Below are 1,011 nucleotides of genomic sequence, written 5' to 3'. Positions count from 1 at the left end.
CCGGAATCAAGATCGGGCACGGTGCGGTGATAGGCAGCCGCTCGTTGGTGACAAAAGATGTGGGGCACTGTTGCAAAGTTAGCGATGAGGCAGCCTTTTGTCTTATTCAAAGGCCTTACATTTCAAAAACTCTGCTTACCAGGCGCATTTCGCCCAGGGGATCACCATAATAAAATGCTGAGGCCTGGCCTTTGCGTAGTGCACGCATCACCTCAATACCTTTGATGGTGGCGTAAGCCGTCTTCATGGATTTAAATCCCAGCGTGGCGCCGATTATCCGTTTCAGTTTGCCATGATCGCATTCAATCACGTTGTTCCGGTACTTAATCTGTCGGTGTTCAACGTCAGACGGGCACCGGCCTTCGCGTTTGAGCAGAGCAAGCGCGCGACCATAGGCGGGCGCTTTATCCGTGTTGATGAATCGCGGGATCTGCCACTTCTTCACGTTGTTGAGGATTTTACCCAGAAACCGGTATGCAGCTTTGCTGTTACGACGGGAGGAGAGATAAAAATCGACAGTGCGGCCCCGGCTGTCGACGGCCCGGTACAGATACGCCCAGCGGCCATTGACCTTCACGTAGGTTTCATCCATGTGCCACGGGCAAAGATCGGAAGGGTTACGCCAGTACCAGCGCAGCCGTTTTTCCATTTCAGGCGCATAACGCTGAACCCAGCGGTAAATCGTGGAGTGATCGACATTCACTCCGCGTTCAGCCAGCATCTCCTGCAGCTCACGGTAACTGATGCCGTATTTGCAGTACCAGCGTACGGCCCACAGAATGATGTCACGCTGAAAATGCCGGCCTTTGAATGGGTTCATGTGCAGCTCCATCAGCAAAAGGGGATGATAAGTTTATCACCACCGACTATTTGCAACAGTGCCAACTGAGGTGTTCCTTGACGAATTCGATATGCACGCCGCGTTGTGTCAGCGTTTGCACGATCCGGCGCAAATCATCGAGATTGCGCGCCAGGCGATCCATGCTATGCACCACCACGGTGTCGCCGGTG

1 protein-coding gene and 1 pseudogene are annotated in these 1,011 nt (G+C 53.5%); both read right to left on the bottom strand.

What is annotated here, in order from left to right:
- Nucleotides 1-115 precede the first annotated feature (115 nt).
- Nucleotides 116-820: an IS6-like element IS26 family transposase gene (locus tag FYJ40_RS08905; protein ID WP_001067855.1), complete on the bottom strand. Its 705-nt coding sequence runs from the start codon at nucleotides 818-820 to the stop codon at nucleotides 116-118.
- A 61-nt stretch (nucleotides 821-881) separates the two neighbouring features.
- Nucleotides 882-1,011 (bottom strand): annotated as a pseudogene (locus tag FYJ40_RS08900) (recombinase family protein); the annotation flags it as partial.

The organism is Collinsella sp. WCA1-178-WT-3 (M1), assembly GCF_009696325.1.
Taxonomy (GTDB): domain Bacteria; phylum Actinomycetota; class Coriobacteriia; order Coriobacteriales; family Coriobacteriaceae; genus Collinsella.
Note: the sequence above shows the minus strand (reverse complement) of the source record. Positions and strands in the feature narration are given on the sequence as shown.